General features: G+C 61.1%; 20 protein-coding genes, 1 pseudogene and 1 riboswitch. Of the genes and pseudogenes, 13 read left to right on the top strand and 8 right to left on the bottom strand.

All coding sequences use genetic code 11. The features are described 5' to 3' along the window. The first annotated feature begins 1 nt into the window (after position 1). Positions 2-994, top strand: coding sequence for a fimbrial protein (locus QZ497_RS03865; RefSeq protein ID WP_295471573.1), 993 nt, complete (start codon positions 2-4; stop codon positions 992-994). A gap of 1 nt (position 995) precedes the next feature. Here the strand turns inward: QZ497_RS03865 and QZ497_RS03860 are convergent, their stop codons facing one another. From QZ497_RS03860 to QZ497_RS03850, 3 genes are all read right to left on the bottom strand, one after another. After that, positions 996-1,733: a YkgJ family cysteine cluster protein gene (locus QZ497_RS03860; protein WP_295471228.1), complete on the bottom strand. Its 738-nt coding sequence runs from the start codon at positions 1,731-1,733 to the stop codon at positions 996-998. 97 nt (positions 1,734-1,830) lie between these two features. Continuing rightward, positions 1,831-2,145: a hypothetical protein gene (locus QZ497_RS03855; protein WP_295471227.1), complete on the bottom strand. Its 315-nt coding sequence runs from the start codon at positions 2,143-2,145 to the stop codon at positions 1,831-1,833. A 92-nt stretch (positions 2,146-2,237) separates the two neighbouring features. Then, positions 2,238-3,131 (bottom strand): chemotaxis protein, encoded by an 894-nt coding sequence (locus QZ497_RS03850; RefSeq protein WP_295471225.1) that lies wholly within the window; start codon positions 3,129-3,131, stop codon positions 2,238-2,240. 574 nt (positions 3,132-3,705) lie between these two features. Here QZ497_RS03850 and QZ497_RS03845 point away from each other — a divergent pair. The 9 genes from QZ497_RS03845 (at position 3,706) to QZ497_RS03805 (ending at position 12,405) form a co-directional block, all read left to right on the top strand. Further along, the gene (locus QZ497_RS03845) at positions 3,706-4,230 is read left to right on the top strand and encodes a disulfide bond formation protein B (RefSeq protein WP_295471224.1); all 525 of its coding nucleotides are present in this window, start codon (positions 3,706-3,708) and stop codon (positions 4,228-4,230) included. Positions 4,231-4,667: 437 nt separating this feature from the next. Then, positions 4,668-5,612: a ubiquinol oxidase subunit II gene (gene cyoA, locus QZ497_RS03840; RefSeq protein ID WP_295471222.1), complete on the top strand. Its 945-nt coding sequence runs from the start codon at positions 4,668-4,670 to the stop codon at positions 5,610-5,612. Between the two features lie 3 nt (positions 5,613-5,615). Beyond that, positions 5,616-7,628, top strand: coding sequence for a cytochrome o ubiquinol oxidase subunit I (cyoB, locus tag QZ497_RS03835; RefSeq protein ID WP_295471219.1), 2,013 nt, complete (start codon positions 5,616-5,618; stop codon positions 7,626-7,628). A 1-nt stretch (position 7,629) separates the two neighbouring features. Beyond that, the gene (gene cyoC / locus QZ497_RS03830) at positions 7,630-8,253 is read left to right on the top strand and encodes a cytochrome o ubiquinol oxidase subunit III (protein ID WP_295471216.1); all 624 of its coding nucleotides are present in this window, start codon (positions 7,630-7,632) and stop codon (positions 8,251-8,253) included. Further along, positions 8,254-8,589, top strand: a complete 336-nt coding sequence (gene cyoD / locus QZ497_RS03825) for a cytochrome o ubiquinol oxidase subunit IV (RefSeq protein ID WP_295471215.1) — start codon at positions 8,254-8,256, stop codon at positions 8,587-8,589. An 11-nt stretch (positions 8,590-8,600) separates the two neighbouring features. Then, a complete protein-coding gene (gene cyoE, locus QZ497_RS03820) occupies positions 8,601-9,488 on the top strand; it encodes a heme o synthase (protein WP_295471213.1) in 888 nt (295 codons plus the stop codon). A 234-nt stretch (positions 9,489-9,722) separates the two neighbouring features. Then, complete coding sequence (locus tag QZ497_RS03815; protein WP_295471212.1) at positions 9,723-10,604, top strand: glycosyltransferase family 2 protein; 882 nt, start codon at positions 9,723-9,725, stop codon at positions 10,602-10,604. A gap of 30 nt (positions 10,605-10,634) precedes the next feature. Next, positions 10,635-11,276 (top strand): CatB-related O-acetyltransferase, encoded by a 642-nt coding sequence (locus QZ497_RS03810; RefSeq protein ID WP_295471210.1) that lies wholly within the window; start codon positions 10,635-10,637, stop codon positions 11,274-11,276. A gap of 94 nt (positions 11,277-11,370) precedes the next feature. Further along, on the top strand, positions 11,371-12,405 hold the full coding sequence (locus QZ497_RS03805) for a branched-chain amino acid aminotransferase (protein WP_295471208.1): 1,035 nt from the start codon (positions 11,371-11,373) through the stop codon (positions 12,403-12,405). Positions 12,406-12,450: 45 nt separating this feature from the next. Here QZ497_RS03805 and QZ497_RS03800 read toward each other — a convergent pair whose 3' ends face one another. Both QZ497_RS03800 and sodC read right to left on the bottom strand, forming a co-directional pair. Beyond that, positions 12,451-13,425, bottom strand: a complete 975-nt coding sequence (locus QZ497_RS03800) for an ATPase (protein ID WP_295471206.1) — start codon at positions 13,423-13,425, stop codon at positions 12,451-12,453. 119 nt (positions 13,426-13,544) lie between these two features. Continuing rightward, positions 13,545-14,072 (bottom strand): superoxide dismutase [Cu-Zn] SodC, encoded by a 528-nt coding sequence (sodC, locus tag QZ497_RS03795; protein ID WP_295471204.1) that lies wholly within the window; start codon positions 14,070-14,072, stop codon positions 13,545-13,547. Between the two features lie 265 nt (positions 14,073-14,337). On the opposite strand from sodC, the gene QZ497_RS03790 reads away from it, so the two are divergent. Next, entirely contained in the window at positions 14,338-14,976 is a 639-nt protein-coding gene (locus QZ497_RS03790) for a hypothetical protein (RefSeq protein ID WP_295471202.1), read from the top strand. A 61-nt stretch (positions 14,977-15,037) separates the two neighbouring features. Then, positions 15,038-15,388 carry a YceK/YidQ family lipoprotein gene (locus QZ497_RS03785; protein WP_295471200.1) on the top strand — a complete coding sequence of 117 codons (351 nt, stop codon included), beginning with the start codon at positions 15,038-15,040 and terminating at the stop codon, positions 15,386-15,388. Between the two features lie 504 nt (positions 15,389-15,892). Here the strand turns inward: QZ497_RS03785 and QZ497_RS03780 are convergent. Further along, positions 15,893-16,336 (bottom strand): annotated as a pseudogene (locus tag QZ497_RS03780) (DUF4823 domain-containing protein). Positions 16,337-16,519: 183 nt separating this feature from the next. Further along, positions 16,520-17,086 carry a manganese efflux pump MntP gene (gene mntP / locus QZ497_RS03775; protein WP_295471199.1) on the bottom strand — a complete coding sequence of 189 codons (567 nt, stop codon included), beginning with the start codon at positions 17,084-17,086 and terminating at the stop codon, positions 16,520-16,522. A 6-nt stretch (positions 17,087-17,092) separates the two neighbouring features. Further along, positions 17,093-17,254, bottom strand: a riboswitch (yybP-ykoY riboswitch). Positions 17,255-17,403: 149 nt separating this feature from the next. Here mntP and QZ497_RS03770 point away from each other — a divergent pair. Continuing rightward, complete coding sequence (locus QZ497_RS03770; protein ID WP_295471197.1) at positions 17,404-19,182, top strand: bifunctional diguanylate cyclase/phosphodiesterase; 1,779 nt, start codon at positions 17,404-17,406, stop codon at positions 19,180-19,182. Positions 19,183-19,294: 112 nt separating this feature from the next. On the opposite strand, the gene QZ497_RS03765 is transcribed toward QZ497_RS03770, so the two are convergent. Further along, complete coding sequence (locus tag QZ497_RS03765) at positions 19,295-20,668, bottom strand: cytochrome c (protein ID WP_295471195.1); 1,374 nt, start codon at positions 20,666-20,668, stop codon at positions 19,295-19,297.

Below are 20,668 nucleotides of genomic sequence, written 5' to 3'. Positions count from 1 at the left end.
GATCGGTTTCCTGTTTTCCCGCAGGCCGCTGCGTGCCGTGCTGCTGATGTTGTTGTTCAATCCCGCCCATGCCCTGGCCATGCTCTGCACGCTGCAAGGCACCAGCGACACCCAGGTGCGCGGCGACCTGGGCAGTCGCGTGGCCATTCCGGAGACCCTGGCCGATGGCGAGGTGGTGTGGCGCTCCGAGCGCTACAGCCTGATGGTCGAATGTGCCCGGGAAGGGCAGCAGGCCGTGGCGCAGGACGTGTTTCTGCACATCAACCCGGACCGCCTGGAGATCGGCCAGGGCATCCGCATGGGGGTGAACCTGAACGGGGGCGATCATTTCTCCGGGCGTATCGCCACCGGCCAGCAGATACCGGTTTGCCATGAGGGCGATTCGAACATCGGCGCCTGCCCACGGGTGCGCTTCAACCTGGGCTTTTCGCTGTTCATCCAGAAGTTCGGCGCGGTGCCGTCTTCAGGCGTGCCCGTGGATGTGCCCGATTATCGGATCTTCGAACTCAATGGCGAAAGCAGCGCGCCGGCCGGTAGGCCTGGCAGCCTGAGCTACGTGCTGGATAACCTCACGGGCCTGCGATTCGTGGCCTGCGACGCCCAATTGCAGGTCTTTCCGGAAGTCCTGGAGTTCGGTGCCCTGCCGATTCGCCAGGTGGTGGTCGGCAAGGTCTTCGAGCGCCGCCCGTTCACCTTGCAGACCCAGCGCAGTTGCGATTCACCGTTCAGCCTGGACGCGCGGTTTCGCCCATTAACGGGTCAGGTGGTGGATAACCTGCTGATTCCGGCGAACAACGCTTCGTTGGGCATTCGTCTGGTGCGCGCCGCCGACGCCCGGCCTCTGGGCTACAACCAGCTGTTTCATCTGGCTGATCTGCTGGGAGATGTACCGACCCAGACCACCGAGTTCAACGCGGAACTGGTCTGGCAGAGCACCCGGCCGATCGCGGGGCCCTTTGCGGCGGAAGTGATGATCGACCTGTTCTACAAGTGATTCACGCCGCCAGCGGAATGAACAGATAGGAGGGTGCTGCCGGGTCAGCGAGACGCGCGCCGGCCTGGCGCAGGGTGTCGAGCACCTCTTCGCCGGTGACATGGAACTGCCACTGCGCGTGGGTGGTTTCATGAGGCGCCTGTTCGACCGCTTCGCGAAAGGCGGCCATGTCTGGCAGATAGGCGACGAAGCCGTTGCCTTTGAGTGCCGTGGTGTTGATGCCCAGGTATTGGCAGATCGCTTGCTTGCGGGCGATGTCATCACGATCGGCCTGTCGCGAGGCTTCGATCAGCGCTTGCAGCTGCGGGTCGGCCAGTTGATTGCCGACGATCAGTTCCGGCCCCTGCTCCCAGGCATGCGGGGGACAGTCTTTGGCCTGTGGCCGCAGCGGAATGTGTGGGTTGATCTCCATCGGGTAGATGCGGCACACCAAAGGACGGCGTTCGTAGATGCGGCACAGCTTCTGCGCGTCAAGATTCCGGCAAGGCCCGACGTTGTAGGCGGCGAAGGTGATCGCCACGTGCGCCTGTGCCGTACCGCTGCCGACCTTGATCGAGCGCCGGGTGGCATGCAGCCATTGCTCCTGCGGCAGGCCGTAGCCGTTATCCAGGAAAGCCTCGGTCAGCACGATCAAGGCGCCGCCGTCTGCCGCCCACTGGGCCGCTTCGTCGAGGGTCAGGGGGACATGATGGTCCGTGCAGCAGTTGCCACAGCCCACGCAGGAGAACCGGGTATTCATCGCTTCAGGGTCATCCGCCGATCAATGATGCAGCGGAACCGTTTCCGCCAGCGTTGTGTTTTGCCCCTGACGGAAGCAAGGAGCATGCCAGGCGTTTTCAGCGTCGCTCGATGCTGTCCCACTCGGTAACGCTGGCCTGACCGCTTTGCCGGTGGAAGAGGCACAGCTCCGTGCCCCGGCGGTTGTTCATGTGCTTCTGCGGGTAGCGCCCTTCGAGCAGCAGGGCGTCATACCCCACCGTATCGGCAAAACGCGCGCTGTTGCCGATGGTCTTCACATCCTTGAGCTGGCTGGCTTTCAGGCATGCCGCCTGGGCGGTCTTGTCGAGCTGCTTCCAGGACTGTGGGGTGGACGCTTGGACCTGAGTGATACCCAGGGCCAGGCTGGCAAGCAGGAGCAAGGCGGGTTTCATGAACGCATCTCCGGGGAAGCATGGACAGTTGCCCGCCAGGCTACACAAGGCCACGGGCGTAAGACCAGTGGCAGGTGCCTGGCGGTGTCCGGCTAACGGGCGTTGATGGTACGGGCAGCCTCGACCAGACAGCGGGTCAGTTCCGGCGAGGAGAACTTGGTCAGTACCGCATCGGCACCCGCGCTGCTGGCCTTTTCGCTGTTCATCGCGCTGTCCAGCGAGGTGTGCAGCAGGATGTAGAGATCCTGGAAGTCCGGCGTTTCACGCAGGGTACGGGTCAGGGCGTAGCCGTCCATTTCGGACATCTCGATGTCCGAGACCAGCAGGTTGATTTCTTCCGGGGTGCCCTTGAGTTCCATCAGCACATCCAGCGCCTCCCGGGCGCTGCGCGCGGTGCGGCATTCCATGCCGACCTGGCGCAAGGTCAGGATCGACTGCTGCAGGGCCACCTGGCTGTCGTCCACCACCAGGATCTGGGTGGTGCGCAGCAGTTCCAGTTCGTCGTTGCTCAGCGTCTCTGGCTTGACCTCGATCTGCGCCGGGGCGATACCGTGGATGATCTTCTCGATGTCCAGTACCTGCACCAGCGTGCCATCGACCTGGGTCACGCCGGTGATGAACGAACGGTTGCTGGAACCATAGGGCGGCGGACGAATGTCGGTGGTCAGGCAGTGCACGATCTTGCTCACCGCCTGGACATGCAGGCCCTGCTTGCTGCGGCTTACATCGGTGACGATCAGGCAGCCGGCATCCGGGTCGGCCAGCGGGCGCTCGCCGATGGCGCGGCTCAGGTCGATGACCGACAGCGAAGCGCCACGCAGGGTCGCCACGCCTTTTACGTGCGGGTGCGATTCCGGCAGGTGGGTGAGGGGAGGGCAGGGAATGATTTCGCTGACCTTAAGCAGATTGATCGCCATCAGCTTGCCGCTGCGCAGGGTGAACAGCAACAGCGATAGGGAGTCTGCCCGGGCGTTCGTGGTGGACATAGGAACCTTCTGGCAAATGAAAAGCATCGACCGCGTATCCAGCCTGATGACACCAATGAACGATTATCTTCAGGGTTGTGCCAAGGATAGCTCCGAGTGGGAGCCCGGGCTGGGAGCCGCTTCACGGTTTCATGCATTGCCGTGCCAGGCACGGGGTCGACGGTACGCGAAGCGCAATAGTGGCAGTTGGACTTTATTGACGTCAAACCTTCGGATGCCGCTCTGTGGCAAATGGTCGCATCCTTCTATATATAGAAGCGCGTGCGACAATCCGGCGCAGGCTCCTGGAGCGTAGCGGGCATGCGACATAAGCGCGCAGTTCGCAGCGTTCGCCAAGGCGTGTGTCAGGACCTGGCGTCGTTTGCACGACGTGAAAACCAGCGTGCGACAAATAGACGCATCCTTCTATATATAAGGAAGGCGTTCAATAACCGGCAGCAGGATGCCTCGCCACCCCGATTCGACCGCCCGGGTGGCCAAAGGCTCCGTATGGCGGTGCGGCCCTTGAGCCCGACGCGCCAGGCCCCGATCATCCCGGCCGGCGAATCACCGCCCCCATTCGAAAGGTAAGTGAATGAGCGACAACACGTTGTACCTGCGGCGCGAGAAGCGCTTTCTGGTCTTGCTGGGAATCATCTGCCTGTCGTTGATCGGCGGCGCCCTGTACATGCAGATCGTGCTGGGCGAGGCACCGTGCCCGCTGTGCATCCTGCAACGCTATGCCCTGTTGTTCATCGCCTTGTTCGCCTTCATCGGCGCGGCGATGCCGGGGCGGCGCAGCACCACGCTGTTCGAAGGGCTGGTGGTGCTCAGCGCCATCGGCGGCATCGTGGCGGCGGGGCGGCATGTCTGGGTACTGGCCAATCCGGCGGTCAGCTGCGGCATTGACGAGTTGCAGCCGATCGTCGACGGCCTGCCCCTGGCTTCGATGTTTCCCCTAGGATTTCAGGTCAGCGGCTTCTGCTCCACCCCTTACCCGCCGGTTCTGGGACTGTCGCTGGCGCAGTGGGCTCTGGTAGCATTCGTGCTCACCGCTATGCTGGTTCCCCTGGGGATCATTCGTAACCGGCGTAAGCCCCAAGGTTTGCAAGGGCTTTAGCCGCAAAGTGCCTCGTCGTAACGAGGCACTTTTTCGTGATCTGGACAACAAAAATTTGCAATTGTTTCCAAATCTGAGATTAACTGTTACAAAATAAGGCATAGTCAATAAAAACTTACATATCTACAATCGCCGCAGTTTTCGTCTAGCCTGACTGGACGATGAGCTGATTTTCGAGGCCCTGGAGTGCCGCTCTGTACCCTGAACAGGCCGCGCAACGCTGGCCTCTGGCGCTTGGAACGGCCGCATTCGTCCTGCTGGCAGGCGATTTCCAGTCGTTCAGGATATGAATCCAAGCAAAAACCGGATTTGTCGTTTCGCTACCGCGTTCTGGCAGGCCCTTGTTCAATTCAAAAAAACATGCCGGCACTGGCAGGGTGAAGTGTTGGCGGTCGAAACCCAACAGCACCGCGAAAGCTGCTTTTAGAGGTCGTGAGATGAGTAAAAATAGGTACCCCAGGTTTTTTGGCTACTTGGCCCTGTTCAGCATGCTTCTGCTCAGTGGTTGTGATGGCTTTCCGCTGCTCGATCCGAAAGGGCAGGTGGGTATCGAGCAACGCAACCTGATCGTTATCGCCACCCTGCTGATGCTGATCGTGGTGATCCCGGTCATTTTCATGACCATCATCTTTGCGTGGAAATATCGCGCGTCCAACACGGCTGCCAAATACACGCCTGACTGGTCGCACTCCACCAAGATCGAAGTCGCGGTGTGGGGCGTCCCGATCATCCTGCTGATCTTCCTGGGCTACTTCACCTACGTTTCGACCCACCGCCTGGATCCTTACCGTCCGCTGGATTCCGACGTCAAGCCGGTCACCATCCAGGCGGTATCCCTGGACTGGAAATGGCTGTTCATCTATCCGGAGCAGGGCATTGCCACGGTCAACAAGATCGTCTTCCCGGCCAATACCCCGATCAATTTCCAGGTCACTTCCGACAGCGTGATGAACTCGTTCTTCATCCCGGGTCTGGGCGGCCAGATTTACGCGATGGCGGGCATGCACACCAAGATGCACCTGATCGCCAACGAGAATCACGAGTTCAACGGTATCTCCGCCAACTACAGTGGTGCGGGCTTCACCGGCATGAAGTTCAAGGCTATCGCGACCAGCCAGGCTGATTACGAGGCCTGGATCGCCGAGGTCAAGAACTCACCTAAACACCTTGACTCGGCTGAATACGCTGCGTTGCTCAAACCTAGCGAGCGTCACCCCGTAGAGCTCTATTCCTCGGTCACCCCTGATCTGTTCCAGATCATCATCGACAAGTACGAGGGCATGAACCACGGGCCGAGCAAGCAGAGCATCCGTGAGAAGCAAGTCACCGGTACCGATGGCGCGCAAAACAGCAAGAATTCAGCTGCTGGGGCAGAGGAGTAAACAATGTTAGGCAAATTAAGTCTGGAAGCGATTCCGTTCCACGAGCCGATAGTCATGGTGACCCTTGCCATGATCGCTCTGGGCGGTCTGGCCGTGGTCGGCGCGATCACCTACTTCAAGAAGTGGAGCTACCTGTACACCGAGTGGTTGACGACCGTCGACCACAAGAAAATCGGTGTGATGTACATCATCGTGGCCATGGTCATGCTGCTGCGCGGCTTCGCCGACGCCATCATGATGCGTACCCAGCTGGCCATGGCGCAGAACGGCGCCGAAGGCTTCCTGCCGCCAGAGCACTATGACCAGATCTTCACCGCTCACGGTGTGATCATGATCATCTTCATGGCGATGCCTTTCTTCACCGGCCTGATGAACATCGTCCTGCCGCTGCAGATCGGTGCGCGTGACGTTGCCTTCCCATTCCTGAACTCCCTGAGCTTCTGGCTGCTGGTTGCCGGCATGCTGCTGATCAACATCTCCCTGGGTGTTGGTGAGTTCGCCAAGACCGGTTGGGTAGCCTATCCGCCGCTGTCGGGCCTGCAATACAGTCCTGGCGTGGGTGTCGACTACTACATCTGGGCCTTGCAGCTTTCAGGTCTAGGTACGACATTGACGGGCGTGAACTTCCTGGTCACCGTGCTGAAAATGCGTACGCCTGGCATGAAACTGATGGACATGCCGATCTTCACCTGGACCTGCACCTTCGCCAACGTCCTGATCGTGGCTTCGTTCCCGATCCTGACCGCCTGCCTGGCGCTGCTGACCCTCGACCGCTACCTGGACTTCCACATTTTCACGAACGAACTGGGCGGCAACCCAATGATGTACGTGAACCTGTTCTGGGCCTGGGGTCACCCTGAGGTATACATCCTGGTACTGCCGGCGTTCGGCGTGTTCTCGGAAGTGGTTTCGACTTTCTCCGGCAAGCGTCTGTTCGGCCACAAGTCGATGATCTTCGCGTCCGGTGGTATCTGCGTACTGGGCTTCGTGGTCTGGCTGCACCACTTCTTCACCATGGGTGCAGGCGCGAGCGTCAACGCCTTCTTCGGTCTGGCGACCATGCTGATTGCCATTCCGACGGGTGTGAAGCTGTTCAACTGGCTGTTCACCATCTACCAGGGCCGTCTGCGCTTCACCGCGCCGATCATGTGGACCCTGGGCTTCATGGTCACCTTCTCGATCGGTGGTATGACCGGCGTTCTGCTGGCCATCCCGGGCGCTGACTTCGTGCTGCACAACAGCCTGTTCGTGATCGCTCACTTCCACAACGTGATCATCGGTGGTGCGGTATTCGGCTACATCGCCGGCTTCGCCTTCTGGTTCCCGAAAGCGTTCGGCTTCAAGCTGCACGAAGGCTGGGGCAAGGCTGCGTTCTGGTTCTGGATCACCGGCTTCTTCGTGGCCTTCATGCCGCTGTACGCGCTGGGCTTCCTGGGTATGACCCGTCGTCTGAACGCGACCGACATGCCTGAGTGGAACATCTACCTGAACGTTGCTCTGGTCGGTGCCTTCCTGATCGCTGCCGGTATCGCTTCGCAACTGATCCAGCTGTTCGTCAGTATCCGTGACCGTAACAAGAACCGCGACCTGACTGGCGACCCATGGAATGGCCATACCCTGGAATGGTCGACCTCTTCGCCACCGCCGTTCTACAACTTCGCTGAACTGCCGAAAGCCGACGATATCGACGCTTTCACCGAGGCCAAGCGCAACGGTACCGCGTACAAGGTGCCTGCCAAGTACTCGGAAATTCACATGCCGAACAACACTGCAACCGGTATGTGGATGGGTCTGCTGCTGACCGTCTTCGGCTTCGCCTTCATCTGGCACATCTGGTGGCTGGTAGGTGCGAGCCTGGTAGCAACCATCGCGGTCTTCGTCGCTCACGCTGCACGTGACGACCAGGGCTACATGGTGCCGGTCGATCAGATCGCACGTATCGAAGGTGAGCATCACAAGGTCCTGGTGGCCGAAGGTGCCTACACCCCTGCCAAGTCTTCGATGGAACAGGCCTAACATGTCGAATATTGCTATCAACTCCGGAGCCCATGGTCACGACCACGGGCACGACGATCACCACCACGACAGTGGTGAGATGAAGGTCTATGGCTTCTGGCTGTACCTGATGACCGACTGCGTGCTGTTCGCCTCGTTCTTCGCGGTGTTCGCCGTGATGGCGAACAGCGTGGCGGGCGGTCCGTCCGGCAAGGACATCTTCGAACTGCCGTTCGTGGCCGTCGAAACCGCGTTCCTGCTGATCAGTTCGATCACCTATGGCTTTGCCATGCTGGCCCTGTACAAGGGCAAGAAGAGCCAGGTCCTGGGCTGGCTGGCCGTTACCTGGCTGTGCGGTGCCGGCTTTATCGCGATGGAAGTCTATGAGTTCCATCACCTGATCGTTCATGGTCATGGTCCGGACAAGAGCGGCTTCCTGTCGGCGTTCTTCTCGCTGGTCGGCCTGCACGGTGCCCACGTGACCAGTGGTCTGATCTGGATGGCCATCATGATGTATCAGGTCAACAAGAAGGGCCTGACCAACACCAACAAGACCCGCCTGAGCTGCCTGAGCCTGTTCTGGCACTTCCTGGACGTGGTCTGGATTGGCGTGTTCACCATTGTTTACCTGCTGGGGGTGCTGTAAATGGCTAATCCACATAACACCCACGACGATCATGCTGGCCACGGCTCCGTGAAGGACTACATCATCGGCTTCGTGCTGTCGGTGATCCTGACCGCCATTCCGTTCGCCATCGTGATGTCGCCAGTGCTGCCGAAGGACACCACCATCTGGGTCATCATGGCCTTCGCGGTCATCCAGATCCTGGTGCACCTGCGTTACTTCCTGCACCTGGACTTCTCGAAAGGCCAGCGTAACAACGTGATGGCATTCGTCTTCACGTCGCTGGTGATCGTGTTCCTGGTAGGCCTGTCGGTGTGGATCATCTTCAGCATCCACCGCGAAATGATGGCGCAGTGAGGAAATACCCAATGTCACTGAAGCACTTTATCCAAATCACCAAGCCGGGGATCATTTTCGGTAACGTGCTTTCGGTGGCGGGTGGCTTTTTCCTGGCTTCCAAGGGTGATATCGATCTGGTCGTGTTCCTCGCGGCAGTGATCGGTACCTCCCTGGTCGTGGCATCGGGTTGCGTGTTCAACAACTGTATCGACCGCGACATCGACCAGCGCATGGAGCGTACCCGCGGCCGCGCACTGGTTCAGGGGCTGGTGTCCCTGAAGCTGGCGCTGCTGTACGGCGCCGTGCTGGGCGTAGCGGGCGTATGGTTGCTCTACACCTACGCCAACCCGCTGTCGGCATTCCTGGTACTGATCGGTTTCGTGGTGTACGTCGGCCTCTACAGCCTGTACTTCAAGCGCAAGTCGGTGCATGGCACGCTGATCGGTAGCCTTTCCGGGGCCATGCCACCGGTGGTGGGCTACTGCGCAGTGAGCAACAGCTTCGACTTCGCTGCGTTGACCCTGCTGGTGATGTTCAGCCTGTGGCAGATGCCGCACTCGTACGCCATCGCGATCTTCCGCTTCAACGACTACCGTGCGGCCAAGATTCCGGTTTTGCCGGTCAAGCGTGGCATCCTGGTGACCAAGCGCCATATCCTGCTGTACATCCTGGCGTTCCTGGTCGCGACCCTGATGCTGACGTTCGGCGGCTACGCCGGCCTGAACTACCTGGCCGTCGCGGCGGGCCTGGGCATGTACTGGCTGTACATGGCCTGGAAAGGCTACAAGGCCGTGGACGACACGGTCTGGGCACGCAAACTGTTCGTGTTCTCCATCGTTACCATCACCGCTCTGAGCGTGATGATGTCGGTGGACTTTCAGGTGACCAAGGAGTTATTGGTGACTTACGCCTTCTGAGGCCCACCTGAGCGGTAACCCAAGCCCTGTTCTGCGGAACGGGGCTTTTTTTTGCCTGTCTGTTAGGCGGATTGGGAAAATTCCATGCGCCTGGCAGGGCCTTTCTGGCCGCGCAGTGGAAAAAAACGATCGATTGCACCATCATGTGTCCACTTTGTTAAAAGTTGCTAACCATTCAACGACAATGTCAGGTCCTCACCCGGCGTCAGACCTTATTAAACGATGAGCGACCAAATGATTTCCTCTGCACGGCCGACGGTGCAAAACGCGCCGCTGGTCTCGATCATTGCCCCCTGCTATAACGCCGAGAAGTACCTCGAAGCGGCCCTTGAAAGCATCTTTGCCCAGGACTACGAGAATTTCGAAGTCATCATCGTCGATGACGGCTCGACCGATAACAGCATTCCCATGCTGCAGGCCCTGCAGGCCAAATACCCCTTCCAGCTCCATACCCAAGCCAATCAGGGCGTCAGCGCTGCGCTCAATCATGGCCTGCGCTACGCCAAGGGCACCTACGTCTCCACCCCGGACCTGGACGACATCATGCTGCCTTCCTCGGTGCGCATTCGTGCCGAGTACCTTGACCAGCATCCCGAGGTGGGCTGCGTCGGGGCGTTGATCATCTACATGGACAGCGATGGCAACAACATCAAGTACCAGAGCCGTGATTATGTCGAGCGCCTGCACTTCGACGAGGCCCTGCGGGGTGCGGTCGTGGTGGGCGCCCCGGTGGCTCTCTACCGCATGGAGGCCCTGCAGGCCGCGGGTGGCTATGACCCCGACATCAAGGTGCAGGATTTCCAGATCACCCTGCGCATCGCACGCCAGGGTTACCGCCTGGATGTGCTGCCGGTGTGCGTGACCCGCTACCGTCGGCATGCCAACAACCTGTCGCGCAAATATCGCGTGCTGCTGGACGCCGACCTGAAGACCATCGAGCCGTACCGGGATCATCCCGATTACCAGAGCGGGCGAACGTTCGTCATTCACAAGGCACTCAAGTATGCCGTGGTCACCGACAAGGCTCATGCCTGGGAACTGTTGCGCTCCATCCCTTGGCGATACATGAATCGCACCACCTGGCGACGTTTCAAGCGCCTGATCCTGCACCGCTGAGTGCCCCGTTCAAGAACACCCTGGAGTGCCATGAAATTCCTTGAACTGCTGAGAGAACGCAAAACCAGAAAGCAGCTGCGGCGCATGGACAAGCTGGACCGTTCGGCCGAGAAGATCCGCCTGCGCTACCCACGCTATACGGTGGGGGTGGGCACCTATGGCATTCCCGAAGTGCTGGAGTTCGGTGACGACACCGTACTGCGCGTGGGGTCCTACACCTCCATCGCCGATGGCGTGCGCATCCTGCTTGGCGGTGAGCACCGTACCGACTGGCTGACCACCTATCCGTTCCCGGCGATGATCGACAAGCTCGAAGACATCAAGAACTACGCGCCCAGCAAGGGCGATGTGGTGATCGGCAGCGATTGCTGGATCTGCGCCGACGCGCTGATCCTTTCCGGCGTGACCATTGGCCATGGCGCCATCGTCGCCGCCGGTGCGGTGGTCACACGCGACGTACCGCCCTACGCGGTGGTGGGCGGCAACCCTTGCAAGTTCATCCGCTGGCGTTTCGAGGAAGCGGTGCGCGAGGAACTGCTGCAAGCGGCCTGGTGGGACTGGCCGGTGGACGAGGTCAAGTCAGTGGCGCGTACCCTGTGCAGTTCGGACCTCGATACCCTGCTGGACTACATTCGGCGGCGCAAGGCGGCGCAGAAGGTTCCGGTGGGTTGAAGCTGGCGCTGCCGGTGGCAAGCGTTTTCAGACTCCGGCGCAAAAGTTCTGGCAGAATACGGCATTGGCCTGACTCGTCCAGGCAGTCTGCGAAATGAATGAGGGCGTTATGAGTCAAGAAAGCATCAACTGGGACAAACTGGGTTTCGACTACATCAAGACCGACAAGCGCTTTCTCGCCCACTGGCGCAACGGCGCCTGGGAAGCCGGCAGCCTGACCGAAGACAACGTCCTGCACATCAGCGAAGGCTCCACCGCGCTGCATTACGGCCAGCAGTGCTTCGAAGGCCTGAAGGCCTATCGCTGCAAGGACGGCTCGATCAACCTGTTCCGCCCAGACCAGAACGCCCAGCGCATGCAGCGCAGCTGCTCGCGCCTGTTGATGCCCCATGTGCCTACCGAGATGTTCATCGAGGCCTGCAAGCAGGTCGTCAAGGCCAACGAGCGTTTCATTCCGCCTTACGGTTCCGGCGGCGCCCTGTACCTGCGCCCGTTCGTGATCGGCGTGGGTGACAACATCGGCGTGCGCACTGCCCCCGAGTTCATCTTCTCGGTGTTCGCCATCCCGGTTGGCGCCTACTTCAAGGGCGGCCTGAAGCCGAACAATTTCGTGATCTCCAGCTACGACCGCGCCGCGCCGAACGGTACCGGCGCTGCCAAGGTCGGTGGCAACTATGCCGCCAGCCTGATGCCGGGCTCCGACGCCAAGAAGAACAACTTCGCCGACTGCATCTACCTCGACCCACAGACCCACTCGAAGATCGAAGAAGTGGGCTCGGCCAACTTCTTCGCCATCACCGAAGACGGCAAATTCGTCACTCCGCGTTCGCCTTCGGTCCTGCCAGGCATCACCCGCCTGTCGCTGATGGAGCTGGCCAGCAGCCGTCTGGGCCTGACCGTCGAGGAAGGCGACGTGTTCATCGACAAGATCGCCGAGTTCAAGGAAGCCGGTGCCTGCGGCACCGCCGCAGTCATCACCCCGATCGGCGGGATCTCCTACAAGGACAAGCTGCACGTGTTCTACAGCGAGACCGAAGTCGGCCCGGTGACCCAGCGCCTGTACAAGGAACTGACCGGCGTGCAGTCGGGTGATGTCGAAGCGCCTGCTGGCTGGATCGTCAAGGTCTGAGCCGTTCGCCGCACACGAAAAAGGGAAGCCCAGGCTTCCCTTTTTTCATGGCGCCGCGTCGCCGTCCTTGGGCGGACCCAGCACGATGGCCAAGTGGCGCAGGTCGTCCACCTCCAGGCTGAAGCTCTTGCCGGAGGGACTCTGCACCAGCTTGCCCAAGGCGTAGAGGGTGAAGAACTTCACCTCGCCAGCATGGCTGAGCAATTCTTCGATGTAGCGACTGGAGCGGTAGGCCTGCATCTGTGCGGGCGAAACGTACAGCGTCACCCGCTTGCCTTCGAGGCGGTCGAAGAACTGGAACTTGAAGCCCTTGCCGTAGCGTTTGTCATCCAGCAGCCCACCGCCGTACAGCACCCGTTGGTTCTCACCCGGTTGCGCGTACTTGATGTGCCGGAAATAGCTGCGCAGGGCCACCTCGCCCTGGCCGGCAACGCGCAGGGTCAGTTGCTTGAAGTCGTCTTCCGGCAATTCGGCGCGCGCCTGGCGGTAGAAATCCACCAGGCGCTCCAGGTTGCTGGTGCGCGTCTCGCTGTAGCGCGGGGCCGCAGGCTCCTTGAGCGCATCGACCGGGGCTGCTTCGCGGGGCGCGGCGGCATGGCCTGCTGGTGCCGTCAGCGCCGGTTCCTTGACCGCCTGGCGCAGGGTGGGATCGAACACGTCGATGTTGTCGTCCAGCTTGCGCCGCGCCTGTCGCAGGCGCTGCTGCGGGTCGCTGGAGGCTTCGTCCGGTTCGTCGACGGCCTCGTCTTCCTCGACCCACTCACAATCGGGCTGGTGCTGGTAATGCGGGTTGGCACGAAAATGTGCCGCCACGAAGGTGGGATTGTCCTGAGGCTTCACGTCGTAACGCACGCCCGTCACCTTCACGCCCTGGGCGCGACAGGCTTCGCTGGAGCACAGAAACTCGAAGCGCTGGCGCGGCGGTTCCTGGGAGAAGTATTCACGGCGCGCGGCGGTGATCGACAGTTCTTGCTGCAGCTCCACGCACCAGGCGCGGGTGATGGTCTTGCCGGGTTTCATGCCTTACGTCTTCCTGATCCGTCGGGAACCCCGACAGATTGAAAGCTTTGTCCGGCCGCGACAAGAAGTTTCAGGCCCCCGGCCCGTCCTTCCGCTCACGGCCGAACGCTGTGCGTCGCTCAGCCCTTGATGACGCCGCAGGCCATACGGTCACCGCCGCCGCCCAGCGGTGCCGGGTGGTCAGAGTGGTTGTCGCCGCCGACATGCACCATCAGCGCACGGCCTTCGATTTCAGCGACCTTCTTGATACGTGGGGCCAGTACGGGATATTCGGCCTTGCCGTCGGCGGTCACGTAGATCGCCGGCAGGTCGCCCAGATGGCCGGCGTCGTCATAGGGGCCGAGGTGCTTGCCGGTCTTCTTCGGGTCGTAATGGCCGCCGGCGGCCAATGCGGCGACGGTCTTGCCGTCCTTGGTGCCGGAGTCGCAGCTGGGGTTTTCATGCACATGGAAGCCGTGAATGCCCGCTGGCAAGCCGCTCAGCTTGGGGGTGAACAACAGGCCGTACTGGGTCTCTTCCACATGCACACTGCCGATGGCCTTGGGCGCGCCGTCGGCGCTGACCAGGTTCATCGGCACGTCCAGTGACGCGGCGTGGGCAGAGAGAGAAAGCGCGCCGAGAAGGCCAAGGCAGAGGATCTTTTTCATAGGCGTTCAACACATCCTGTTTTCAGCGAAGAGGCGTGGCGCCCGGCCTGGAGTGAGGCCCGCCGGGCTGCCGTCCTGCCTTCCGGTGCGGCCACGAAGGCCTTAGCAAGCGTGGGAGGCATCGGTTTGGGCAATGCCTCCGGCGCTTGGTTCAACCCGCCTGCCGTCGCATCCTGGCGTGCGGACACGGCAAAGCGCACGGGCGTTGGCTAGGCTGAAAGGGTCACCTGAGCGATCCCGCCTTGAACGATCAATTGGTTCGAAGATGAGAGATCCTTATGCCTTCGGGTTCTACAGCGCTTGCCTGGCCCTCGTCGTGCTGGTCACCGCCGCCTTGCTCAGCGCCCGTAGCGGGCAGGCCTACGCGGTGCTCGACTCGGCCTCGGCGGTGATCGAAGCCCTGGCCGCCAGCGGCATCGCCGGCATTGCCTTTGCCGCCTACGGTGCGTGGAAGCGCGACGTGCGCCAGCACAAGACCCTCACCGTCATCTGGGAGGCCAGCGTAGCTTTTCGCGAAATCGAGATCGGCTTCAACGAATGGTTCTTCGGCCCCGCCACCGAACAACTGCATGAGCCCGACCCCGGCCGCCTCAACGCGCAACTGGCCACCAGCCCACTCGGCCAGGCTCTGCGCGCCTTCAAGAAGCAATGCATCCTGCTCGACAAGGTCGTGCTGAAAGAAAGCTGGCGTTGGGTCAACCACGCCACCGAACTCGACGTCCTGGCCCGCGCCCTGACCGCCGAATTCTTCGGCACCATGGCCAAAGGCAAAGTGCGCCCAGGCATCGTCGACTTTCTCTACCCCCACGAAGGCCAGGCCCGCCGCAAGACTCAGGCGGAATGGGAGGCGCTGATGGACACCATCGAGCGGGAGCTTGCCGAGCTTGAGGAGCGGTTTGGCTGAATGTCTTACTCATGACCCGCTATAGTGCTGCGCTAAGCAAACCGATGACTTAGTGAGAACCATGAAAAAAGGACTTTTATTGCTGGCCGCTCTGTCGCTTAGCGCCTGCGGCACCCTCGATACTGTTGTTCGAGACGACGAATACAGCCGCCGTGAACTGAGTGAGCGCGGCAGCCACTGCGATGAAATCACCCGAGTGTATAGCGGGGTCGTTTATGACTTCTGCCAACTACACGCCGATCCCGATAAGAGCGCGCATCGAACCGGTCCATTGTTACCCGGCATGATCCTGGACATGGCTTTTTCGGGAGTCCTGGATACCGTCGTGTTGCCTTACACCGTCTATCGGCAGGTTGCGGATGGCAATATCGTCATTCCGCATTCGACCTGGAAACCCTCGGATCGCTTGTAACAGGGTGGCGACGATATTGTTCGGCACTGTCGGGGAAGTTACGGGGTAATAAAGCTGCTTGTTCGGCAGTGAAGTGCCCGGTGAGTCCGGAGTCTTTGTCGTAGTATTTCTGAGCTGGCTATGCGGCAGTGAAGAAGGCGATCAGCAACGGCGCCAAGGGCAACCATTTCTGAGCTGCCTATACGGCAGTGAAGCGGGTGATGCGGCCGACCTGCTGCGCATAGAGTTTCTGAGCTGCCTACACGGCAGTGAAGCGAGCACTCGCGGATCAGCTCGTACACTGTCTTTTCTGAGCTGCCTACACGGCAGTGAAGTAGGCACTTTGATCTCTATGTCTCCGTTTTTAAAGAGCAAATACACCTAATTCATGCATTGACCCTCTTTTGGGCCTCTCATCTAACCCATTGATTTATATGGGGGGCTAAACCCGGCCCAGAAAAAGGGTTTGGTGAGCAGGTTCCACAGGTTTCATGAAGGGGCGGAAGTTGCCTGCTCGTGGTTGCTTTACTGCCCGTAGGCAGGACCCTCGAACAACGCCTTTACGAATTCGTCCACCGGTTCAGGGAGCAAGTCTTGAGGATGATCGCCGCCGAACGTGGCGAGTCCGCTGCGACCTTTGATGATCGCTGAGCTAAGGGCATCGCCGGTGGCGACTTGAATGACCTCGATCTTGACCTAGACGCGGTCGGGGATCATCGACCATTCGGTGGCTCGGTCTTCCCAGTGCAAGATGCTGGGAAAGATCAGCAGGTCCTGATCGGCCTGCTGCGCGGCGGCCAGGGCCTGGTCGAAGTCGTCGGTCTGGATGCCGATGCGGGCGGCGCGTACCTGACGCGCCAGAGAGGCCTGAATGATCTGTGCGGTGTTGCGGCCTGAGCCGATATAAGTGTGATCGCCATATGCGCCGTCGGTGGGCGTGGAGACATAGAACTTCTGTGTGCGTAGCACAGGGGCTAGCGCTTGCTGTTGGGGTGTCCACTGGTGTGAGTCGGCGCAACCGGCAAGAGCCATCGCGGCAGCGAGTAGTAGAGGAAAGCGCATCGACAGGTCCTTGTCAGAGGTTATGGCTTTGTAATATCAACCAAAGCACAAGCGCTGTCGATGGCATGCGAGGGCGAGCGCCGGCTCTCATCAGGCACTCAGGTGCTCATACAAAATCGTCGCCCCCACCAACATCAGCACCACACCCCCGATGATCTCGGCGCGCTTGCCGACCAGGGTGCCAAGCACGCGGCCGAGCATTACGCCGAGGGTGACCATCACCAGGGTGGCCAGGCCGATGGCGGCGGCGGCGATGAAGATGTTGACGTCGACGAAGGCCAGGCCCACACCCACGGCCAGGGCATCGATGCTGGTGGCGACGGCGGTGACGGCCAGGATCAGGAAGGAGTGCTGGCTGGATTTTGCTTCTGCTTCTTCGTCATCGCTCTTCAGGCCGTTGTGGATCATGTGCAGGCCCAGGCACACCAGCAGGGTGAAGGCGATCCAGTGGTCCCAGTCGGCGACCCACAAGGAGGCGGCGTGGCCGATGGCCCAGCCGATCATGGGGGTGATGGCCTCGATGACGCCGAAGATCAGGCCGGTGCGCAGGGCTTCGATCAGGCGCGGCTTGTGCAGTGCGGAGCCTTTGCCGATGGCGGCGGCGAAGGCATCGGTGGACATGGCCAAGGCGAGAAATACGAGGGAAATCGGGTTCACGGTTTGCTTCCAGCCGGGCTATGGAACAACGACACCGCCACGCGCCCGGCTTCAGGCGTGTGCAATGTCGCTGGTCTCACCAACCTTGAAGGTGTTCGTACCACGGCTGTCGTGCCGAGAATGTTGATACGAACGCTGACGGTTGCTCGTCAGCAGGCTACTCCCCAACGGAAGCGGCGATTATATACAGGTCTTGGGCAAGGTGTCTGGTGGAGCACGCGGATCGCTCTGCGGTGCTACCTGACGGCGACCCTTCGGCGCTTTTTTGCCTTTGGCCCGGCCATTTCTTTTACAGTGTGTCTAGATAGCACCCCGCCATGAGGTACCCGTCAGTGCAGGATGAAACCCCTTGCTTGCTCAATACCCCGGCACGACAGGAAGCCGTGAACGCCCTGGCGTGTTTCAAGGGCGTCAGGGATGAGATGTTCGATGAACTGATCCGTCTGGCAACCCAGCACTTCAATGTACCCATCGCGTTGATCTCGATCCTGGAAAACAATCGCCAGTGGTTCTGGGCCCAGGCCGGCATGGGCGTAGACCAGACACCCCTGGTGGATTCGTTCTGCGCCACGGCGATCCTGGCCGATGACTTCTTCCAGGTCAGTGATGCCACCACCGATGCGCGCTTTCGCGACAACCCGCTGGTGCAGGGCAGCCCTGGCATTCGTTTCTACGCGGGTTACCCGCTGGTGACCCTCGAAGGCCTGCCGCTGGGCATGTTCTGCCTGATCGATACCGAGCCGCGCGAAGGGCTGACGCGGGAGCAGCAGGCCACCCTGCAGCAACTGGCCAAGCTGGTCATGCTGCGCATCCAGGCGCTGCGCGAGAGCAGCTATGTGGACGCCACCATCGGGCTGTTCAATCGCATCAAGTTCGAAAAGGATGTCGAGGCCTATCGCTGGTCTGATGAGCCGGTCACGGTGATTGCTGCCGACATGATTTCCCCGGCCTTTCTCAACGAGATCGTCAAATCGCTGGGGTATCCGTTTTCCACGCGGGTGATGTTGCTGCTCAAGGACAAGCTCAAGCAGATCATCGGCGACCGCGACTTGTACAAGATCAGCCCCACCCGCTTTGGCTTCATGGTGCCCGGTGAGGTGGAGCTTTCGGGGCTGATCGAGCGTTTGTCCCGGGAAGTCCAGCAGCCCATCGAGTGCTCTGGCATTCCCCTGCAGCCGCGTGCCGGGTTGGGCATGCTCAAGCTCAGCCAACAGACATGGCACGATGACTGGCTGCGTTGTCTGGTCAGCTCTGCCGACCACGCGCGGCACCGTGGCAAGGGCTGGGTGTACTTCGAGCCTGAGCTGGATCACGCGCAGGTGCGGGCTTTCAGGCTGCTCACGTCGTTGTCCAAGGCGGTGGAGCAGGAAGATCAGTTCTACCTGGAGTTTCAGCCCAAGGTGCATGCCGCCAGCGGCAAGATGTGTGGCGCCGAGGCGTTGCTGCGCTGGAAGCACCCGGAACTGGGCCTGATCAGCCCGGCCGAATTCATCCCCCTGGCGGAAAAGACCCCGCTGATTCGCCAGATCAGTGCCTGGGTGGCACGACGTGTCTTGCAGCAGATGTCGGCATGGCAGGCTCAGGGGCATCGCTGGCTGGTGTCATTCAACGTTTCGGCCAGCGACATGGCTGACTCGGCATTCGTCGAGCGGATGATCGGCCTGTTGCGGCAGCAGACCATCGAGCCGAACCTGGTCGAGCTGGAGTTCACCGAAAGCGCCCTGATGACCACCCCGGAGCTGACCCACAGCAACCTGCAACGTATCCGTGCCTGTGGTATTCGCCTGGCCATCGATGACTTCGGCACCGGCTACAGCAACTGGACCTATCTGCGTACGTTGCCAGCGACCACGGTGAAGCTGGACCAGTCGTTCATGCGCGATGCCTGCAGTAACCCCAAGGACCGCGCGGTGGTCACCTCGATTATCCAGCTGGCGCAGAACATCGGCTACGAGGTGGTGGCCGAGGGCGTGGAGAGCGAAGAGCTGTTCGAGCAGTTGCGCAGTTGGGGCTGCGATCAGATCCAGGGCTATTACGTCGCTCGGCCGATGTCTGCATCGGCTCTGGTGGACTGGGCTCGGAGTCGCCAGGTCTGAGTGCACGCAAGACGGCATGCACTGGATGGGAAATCGAGATAGCCAGCCTGCTTGCGAAGATGACGCCTTTTAGGCGGTGTTCTCCGCGAGCAGGCTCGCCTGCGGCTCGGCCTTACTGCGGTCGTGAAGGGGCGAGGGCGGGTTTGGCCACTTCATGACCCGCTTCGACCTGTTGGCGTACGGCACGAACCTGCTCGGCGGACACCGCGCTCGCCTGGTTCGACCAGCCTTCGCGCAGGAAGCTCACCAGTGCCGCGGTCTCGTTGTCATCCAGGCGCCAGGCGAAAGCCGGCATCGGCAGCACGGCCGGGGCGCGGGCGGTCGACGGCGTCTGGGTGCCGGCGAGGATCACATGGATCAGCGCGGTGGGGTTGTCGGCATTGACGATGCTCGCGCCGTCCAGGCGCGGGAACACCCGCGAAGCGCCTTCACCAGCTACGAAGTGGCAAGCCCCGCAGTTGTCCAGGTAAAGCCGTTCGCCCAGGTTCAGGTCCTTGGCTGCCGTCAGCCTGGCGGTGGTCGCTGCGCTGCGTTGCGGATCATGCCGGTAGGCGGCGTTGGCTGAAGGCAGCGACTTGAGGTAGACGGCAATGGCCTGCAGGTCGGCATCGCTCATATGCGAAGTGCTGTTGGCGATGACGTCGGTCATCTCGCCGCCCACCGAGGCCTTGGCGTTACGGCCGCTGCCCAGGTAATCGACCAGTTCCTCCTCGGTCCAGTGCGGTACGCCGCGCAAGGCCGGTACCGACCAACCGTTGAGTTCGCCACCGGCCAGGTAGGTCGCGCTCTTTTCGTCCAGGCCGCGCTCCTGCATGGTCAGCGCACGGGGCGTGTGACACGAGCCACAGTGGCCCAGGCCCTGGACCAGGTAGGCACCGCGGGCAACCTGTGCCGCCTTGCCGTCGGTCGAGTCCTTGAGCGATACGGCGGCGTCTTCTGGCAGCGGCGCGAACAGCGTGCGCCAGTAGGCCAGCGGCCAGCGGATCGACAATGGCCAAGGAATGTCATGCGCTTTGTTGGCCTGGCGGACCGGTGCGACAGCGTTCATGAAATAGGCGTACAGCGCTTGGGTGTCGGCGTCGGAGGTACGGGCATAGGACGGGAACGGCATGGCTGGGTACAGCGCACTGCCGCCGTGGCCGATGCCGCGACGCACCGCGCGTTCGAATTCACCGTAGCTCCAGCCGCCAATGCCGGTGGCGCGGTCAGGCGTGATGTTGGTGGCGTAGATCGTGCCGATCGGCGACTCGATACCGCGCCCGCCGGCGAACGGCTGGCCGCCATGGGCGGTATGGCAGGCCACGCAGTCACCGGCACGGGCCAGGTATTCGCCTTGCTTGATCAGCGCCGGAGTCACCGGTTGGTCCAGCTGCGCGCTGGCGTCGCCAGAGCGGTTCAGCAGGCCGCCGACCAGCCAGCCCGACAAGGCCAGCAGCACACCAAGAGCAATCAGGATGAGCAGCAGAGAACGGGGTCTGGATTTCAC

Source organism: uncultured Pseudomonas sp., assembly GCF_913777995.1.
Lineage (GTDB): Bacteria > Pseudomonadota > Gammaproteobacteria > Pseudomonadales > Pseudomonadaceae > Aquipseudomonas.
Note: the sequence above shows the minus strand (reverse complement) of the source record. Positions and strands in the feature narration are given on the sequence as shown.

What these genes read in the sequence shown, in the direction of transcription:
- QZ497_RS03860 (WP_295471228.1), bottom strand. Translation starts at nt 1,733, where the DNA reads ATGAATACCCGGTTCTCCTGCGTGGGCTGTGGCAACTGCTGCACGGAC.
- QZ497_RS03855 (WP_295471227.1), bottom strand. Translation starts at nt 2,145, where the DNA reads ATGAAACCCGCCTTGCTCCTGCTTGCCAGCCTGGCCCTGGGTATCACT.
- QZ497_RS03850 (WP_295471225.1), bottom strand. Translation starts at nt 3,131, where the DNA reads ATGTCCACCACGAACGCCCGGGCAGACTCCCTATCGCTGTTGCTGTTC.
- QZ497_RS03845 (WP_295471224.1), top strand. Translation starts at nt 3,706, where the DNA reads ATGAGCGACAACACGTTGTACCTGCGGCGCGAGAAGCGCTTTCTGGTC.
- cyoA (WP_295471222.1), top strand. Translation starts at nt 4,668, where the DNA reads ATGAGTAAAAATAGGTACCCCAGGTTTTTTGGCTACTTGGCCCTGTTC.
- cyoB (WP_295471219.1), top strand. Translation starts at nt 5,616, where the DNA reads ATGTTAGGCAAATTAAGTCTGGAAGCGATTCCGTTCCACGAGCCGATA.
- cyoC (WP_295471216.1), top strand. Translation starts at nt 7,630, where the DNA reads ATGTCGAATATTGCTATCAACTCCGGAGCCCATGGTCACGACCACGGG.
- cyoD (WP_295471215.1), top strand. Translation starts at nt 8,254, where the DNA reads ATGGCTAATCCACATAACACCCACGACGATCATGCTGGCCACGGCTCC.
- cyoE (WP_295471213.1), top strand. Translation starts at nt 8,601, where the DNA reads ATGTCACTGAAGCACTTTATCCAAATCACCAAGCCGGGGATCATTTTC.
- QZ497_RS03815 (WP_295471212.1), top strand. Translation starts at nt 9,723, where the DNA reads ATGATTTCCTCTGCACGGCCGACGGTGCAAAACGCGCCGCTGGTCTCG.
- QZ497_RS03810 (WP_295471210.1), top strand. Translation starts at nt 10,635, where the DNA reads ATGAAATTCCTTGAACTGCTGAGAGAACGCAAAACCAGAAAGCAGCTG.
- QZ497_RS03805 (WP_295471208.1), top strand. Translation starts at nt 11,371, where the DNA reads ATGAATGAGGGCGTTATGAGTCAAGAAAGCATCAACTGGGACAAACTG.
- QZ497_RS03800 (WP_295471206.1), bottom strand. Translation starts at nt 13,425, where the DNA reads ATGAAACCCGGCAAGACCATCACCCGCGCCTGGTGCGTGGAGCTGCAG.
- sodC (WP_295471204.1), bottom strand. Translation starts at nt 14,072, where the DNA reads ATGAAAAAGATCCTCTGCCTTGGCCTTCTCGGCGCGCTTTCTCTCTCT.
- QZ497_RS03790 (WP_295471202.1), top strand. Translation starts at nt 14,338, where the DNA reads ATGAGAGATCCTTATGCCTTCGGGTTCTACAGCGCTTGCCTGGCCCTC.
- QZ497_RS03785 (WP_295471200.1), top strand. Translation starts at nt 15,038, where the DNA reads ATGAAAAAAGGACTTTTATTGCTGGCCGCTCTGTCGCTTAGCGCCTGC.
- QZ497_RS03770 (WP_295471197.1), top strand. Translation starts at nt 17,404, where the DNA reads ATGAGGTACCCGTCAGTGCAGGATGAAACCCCTTGCTTGCTCAATACC.